General features: G+C 60.3%; 6 protein-coding genes. 1 reads left to right on the top strand and 5 read right to left on the bottom strand.

Going from position 1 to position 4,136, the window contains the following annotated elements:
• The coding region (locus ACP5J3_RS11565) for a hypothetical protein (protein WP_428495828.1) at positions 1-1,197 on the bottom strand (1,197 nt) is incomplete at its 3' end.
• Between ACP5J3_RS11565 and ACP5J3_RS11570 the strand changes: the two genes are divergently transcribed.
• Positions 1,160-1,690 carry a hypothetical protein gene (locus tag ACP5J3_RS11570; RefSeq protein WP_428495829.1) on the top strand — a complete coding sequence of 177 codons (531 nt, stop codon included), beginning with the start codon at positions 1,160-1,162 and terminating at the stop codon, positions 1,688-1,690. The genes ACP5J3_RS11565 and ACP5J3_RS11570 overlap by 38 nt on opposite strands.
• Here the strand turns inward: ACP5J3_RS11570 and ACP5J3_RS11575 are convergent.
• Genes ACP5J3_RS11575 through ACP5J3_RS11590 form a run of 4 tightly spaced genes read right to left on the bottom strand, consistent with a single transcriptional unit; the run spans position 1,687 to position 4,057 of the window.
• Positions 1,687-2,391 carry a glycosyltransferase family 2 protein gene (locus ACP5J3_RS11575; protein WP_428495833.1) on the bottom strand — a complete coding sequence of 235 codons (705 nt, stop codon included), beginning with the start codon at positions 2,389-2,391 and terminating at the stop codon, positions 1,687-1,689. The genes ACP5J3_RS11570 and ACP5J3_RS11575 overlap by 4 nt on opposite strands.
• Positions 2,349-2,777: a glycosyltransferase gene (locus tag ACP5J3_RS11580; RefSeq protein WP_428495830.1), complete on the bottom strand. Its 429-nt coding sequence runs from the start codon at positions 2,775-2,777 to the stop codon at positions 2,349-2,351. Before ACP5J3_RS11580 ends, ACP5J3_RS11575 begins: the two co-directional genes overlap by 43 nt.
• Positions 2,778-2,795: 18 nt before the next feature.
• Positions 2,796-3,746 (bottom strand): glycosyltransferase family 2 protein, encoded by a 951-nt coding sequence (locus ACP5J3_RS11585; RefSeq protein ID WP_428495831.1) that lies wholly within the window; start codon positions 3,744-3,746, stop codon positions 2,796-2,798.
• Positions 3,704-4,057: a hypothetical protein gene (locus ACP5J3_RS11590; RefSeq protein ID WP_428495832.1), complete on the bottom strand. Its 354-nt coding sequence runs from the start codon at positions 4,055-4,057 to the stop codon at positions 3,704-3,706. The genes ACP5J3_RS11585 and ACP5J3_RS11590 overlap by 43 nt, the downstream gene beginning before the upstream one ends.
• Between the last annotated feature and the right edge of the window lie 79 nt (positions 4,058-4,136).

Raw genomic sequence — 4,136 nt, forward strand, 5'->3', positions numbered from 1 at the left:
CACTGTAATTGTGACGTTTAGATCTGGCCTATGCGCCTTGGCTAGGGGGAGGACCCACAGGTCTAGGCTCCACATAATTTCGACGCTGGCGTTGGGGGGTAGCTGGCTGAGTATTGCGTGGTAGGCGGCCAGCTTCTGGGGAGTTATTCTCTCTACTGGGGCGAATAGGGCGGGGAGGTGGCCCGCGGCCCATGCCCACCCGGCGGCGGCGGGGCCGGCGAGGTATGCGGCGAGTGCGAGGAGGAGGACCCGTCTGTGGCCCAGCTCGATGGCCGACGCCGCGACTGCGGCAGGCACTAGTATGGAGGCGACTCTGACCAGCCTCTCGCCGTAGGCTTGGGATATGAGAGACGCCGCGACCACAACAAGCGCCGTGGCTAGTAGCGGTCTCGCCCTCCTGGCCTTGGGCAGGTAGTAGGCGGCTAGGGGGATGAGGAGAAGTGGGGAGGGGCCGTAGAAGCCGTAGATTAGGCCCCAGAGGGGGCTCCAGTTGAAGCCCGGCGATGCCTGGAACTGGGATGTTATGGTTAGTATTGTGAGAAATTTGTGCCCGGTTAAGACGAGCCCCGCGGCGACGAGGAGGGCAAAGGTGATTTTGGCCTTCCGGGTGCCGAATAGGGCTTGGAAGGCGGCGAGGGCGCCGGCGTATGCTACGCCGAGGAAGTTAGTGAAGAGAGACGCCCCGGCGACGAGGAGGGCGGTGGTTTGCCGGCCTCTTGCGTATAGGTAGAGGGAGGTGGGTACCAGCACTAGGAGGACTGTTTTGTCGGCGATTTGGCCGTCGACTATGCCGGCGAGCGTCCTTACAGATCCGACCACCGCGGCTGCTGAGGCGGCGAGGGCCTGGGGGAGGCTGGCGCCTAGGGCTTTGAAAAACAGAGCGTAGAGGACGACGCCGGCGGCGATGAGGAGGGCGCCGTATACGGCGTATATGCGGCCTAGGGCCACTGGGTCTCCTGTTAGGAAGCCGATTAGGTGTATGACTCCTGGGTACTCTCCCGGCGATGTGAACAAGGCGGCTGGATCGCCCCTCTCTACGAGGGCGAAGTAGACGTGGAAGGCGTAGTCGTCGCCTAGGGGGAGCCACGCTATGTTTTTCCACAGCTGGGCGGCGTATAGGTATAGGTAAGGTATAAGTAGTAGCGCTATTAGAACTGCAATGAAGCGCGGCGTCTTGATTACTGCTGTGGTGGCCACGGCGTACACACTAGCCGCCTTAATATACACACTTCTGCCTCCTCTCGACTTTCTAGACTCGGTGAGAGGTGGAGTATACACGGCGTATTTCACCTGGGGGCTGGTGTCTGCAGACGGGAGCCATGCATATGCCGAGTTCCACGGCTATAAAATCGCGGTGAACCTGTGGAAGGTGGTTATATGCGACCCCTCCGGAGTCTGCAGTAGCCAGGAGATCAACGCGGTTGCGATGTACCTAGGCCTCAAGGCCTCGGGGGCTCTGGCTGTGGAGAGCACGGGTCAGAGGTGTTACGCCGTTAAGCTGAGGCCGACTGAATTTGCTGGGCACGTAATTTCCTTCGACGGCGAGGTTTGTCTAAATCCCGACGGCTCCCCGCGGAGAATCTCCGGCGTCTTGACTCTTGACGGCAAAACCTGGCGGCTGGCCGATAGTCCGCAGAGAGTGGATAAGGTGTTCCTATTTGACAGTTACTATAAGATACACGGCGACTAACGCCGGCTGGCTGTTGCGGTTTTCTCCTCCTTGCGCCACGCCAGGTCTCTCGTCCATAGATTCCTCACGGCGCCGGCCATTAGGTATAGTTGCATGGCTACCCAGGCTCTGTAGGGCTTGTAGAACAACGCCGCCAGCCCGGCGCCTAAAAGAGCCAGGGCTGGAAGCCCGCCTGACGCGGCTAGGGACGCGGCGGCTCCTGGGAGTAGCCACGGATTTACGAGGTGGAGGTAAGCCTCTGCGTACAGCGGTAGCTTGAGGCGCCGCGGCGTCTTTAGCCTCAGCGAGGCGGCGAAGTGTTGCACCAGGTGTTGGGCCCTCCTAACCCTCCACCGCCAGTACCGCCTCGGCACTAGCTCGACGCAGTGGAGATCCTCCGGGGCGATGGCTCTGTACCCAGACGCCGCTATGAGGACGGCTGTGTGGCTGTCGTCTGCGCCGAGGTGGGCGGGGAAGCCGCCTATCTTTTCCAGCGCCTCTTTCTTGAAGGCGGCCAGCTCTCCGTGGAAGATGGGCGTCGCCCACATCTTGCTCTCCGCCAGCCTCAAGACGTTGTAGTAGCCGCGGTAGGCGGCCTCCACGCCCCCGCCGCCGGCCGGCCTCTTGAGGCAGGTGACGGCGCCGACGCTTGGATCTGCGAGCCACCTCGCCGCCTTCCTCAGGGTCTGGGGGTCTGGCCAGTGGGAGTCTGCGTCTGTGATGACGAGATGTCTCCCCTGGCGTGTTTTAGGGCTAGGTTGAGGGCGTGTGCTTTTCCGTTTCTCTGGGGTTCTCTCAACACCTCTACTGCAACTCGCCTCTGCCTGGCCCAGCGCTCTGCTTTTTCGGGTGTGCCGTCTGTGGAGGCGGAGTCGACGACTATTATCTGGAGCTTGTCTGGGGGGTAGTCCTGCCTGGCGATGTCGTCGAGCTTGGCCTCTATGAGGGGGGCCTCGTTGTATGTGGGTATTATGATGGTGATTGTGGGGGTGTGGCCCTCGCGCGACTCGACGCCCCAGGGCCTTCTGAGCCACCTCCTGGCGTATGAGTAGTAGGCGAGGGGGGCGGCGAAGTGGGCGGCGGCGAGGGCGGCCGCGGCTTCGATCATGTGGGGGTGGCCGTGGCTTTATGTGGGTTTTGTGGTTTTCTTGACTGCTTTTAGTATTCTTATCTCCATTCTTTTTAGGTATAGGGCGAGGACTGCCAGGGCGGCTGAGGCGATTCCTCCGGCGATCATTGCTATGGCTATCATGCCCCAGATGTAGTGCTTGACGCCTTGGAAGATCCATCTGTACGCTACCCAGCTGGCGACTAGGAGGCCGGGTATGGTGAGGAGGGCGGCGGCGGCGAAGGTGATGAATGTGGGGTTGTAGCGGATGGCTAGTCTTATTATGTCTAGTGCTATTAACATGCCGTGTTTTACGCCTAGTTTTTTCTTGCCTACTCTCCTTCTGTATTCTATGGAGATTTCGCATATTTCTCCGCCTGTGGAGGCTATGTGAGCGGCTATTTCGGATTCTATGCCGAAGCCTCTGGACGCCTTCTCGAGTCCTTCTAGGGCTTCTCTCCTCACGGCGTACATGCCGCTGAGGACGTCCGTCAGCCTCGTGCCGAAGATGGCGTTGAAGAGTGTGGTGAGTATACTATTGCCGAGGCGGTAGATCGCCTTCTGGGCTCCTCTCTCGGGGTAGGCTCTGGCGCCTATGACCTCGTCGCAGTGTTGTAACATCTCTAGGAGCTGGGGGACGTATTTTGCGGGGTAGGTGTAGTCTGCGTCCATGATCACGACTGCTGGTGTGTTTGTTTTTCTCAAGGCGGTTCTCACAGCGTCTGCCTTCCCCCTGCCGTCTTGCTGTATGCACTTAACGCCTCTCGCCTCGGCCTCCCGGCACGTGCCATCTGAGGAGCCGCCGTCTACTACCAATATTTTCCCTGGTGGGATGCCGACCGAGAAGAGCTCTTCCAACGTCTTGGCTAGGCCCTCCCTCTCGTTTAGCGTGGGGAGGACTACCGTGTAATCGAGAGGTGGGCTATTTACTGAGGTGGGGCTCTCCACCTCCTTGGCGTATTCAGCCACTGTATTCCGAGCGCTATGGCTCTCTCCTCGTCTACCTCGACCCCCCTGGCGCGGGCTATCGCCAGCCCCACTGCCTTGGCCAAAAGCCTGAGGGGGGCGGCCAGCCTGAGGATCTCCTCGGCGGCCTTCCTTAGGGCCTCCACAAGGGCGGGGGACTTGATCCTCCCGCCCCGTCTGAGGTAGAGGATGGCGGCGTCTATCAGCGCCCTGGCGGCGGGGCTCACCCTCGCCCAGACTCCTCTGCGCAGCGCGCGGCTTTTAAGCGCTGTAAGCGACAGCAACGTCGGAGTGAACCCCGCCGCCAAGAGCATGTCGCATGCTGTGCCGGGGTTTATAATTTTTTCGTCTTATTACAATATAGGTTCTTGTGTTGTTGAGCATGTTTTTGGT

It is taken from the genome of Pyrobaculum sp., assembly GCF_049971835.1.
In the GTDB taxonomy this organism is placed as follows: Archaea; Thermoproteota; Thermoprotei; order Thermoproteales; family Thermoproteaceae; genus Pyrobaculum.